1 pseudogene is annotated in these 257 nt (G+C 49.8%); it reads left to right on the top strand.

Features of this window, described 5'->3' with window-relative positions:
* Positions 1–257, top strand: a pseudogene (locus tag AC2FA3_RS15345) (IS5/IS1182 family transposase); the annotation flags it as partial.

Genomic DNA, 257 nt, shown 5'->3' with positions numbered 1-257 from the left:
GTACACCTTTGTCTGGCGCAAGAACGTGGAACGCAATATAGACAAGCTCAAGCGTCAGCTTGCCGTGCTCCTGTCTCAGGTAGACGACGCTATAGCCCAGGACAATGCAATCAAGCCCGAGTCAATCGAGATAACCCCAGCCATTATCTGCGAGATAACATCACGTCTGAAAGAGGAGTTATCGAAAGAGGCGCCACAGGCAAAAGAGGCGAAGAAAGCACTGCGTGAGAAAAAGAAGCAGATAAAGGAGACAGAGA

It is taken from the genome of Janibacter sp. CoH_79_TC_3 (assembly GCF_058197955.1).
This window is presented reverse-complemented; position numbering and strand designations above follow the sequence as displayed.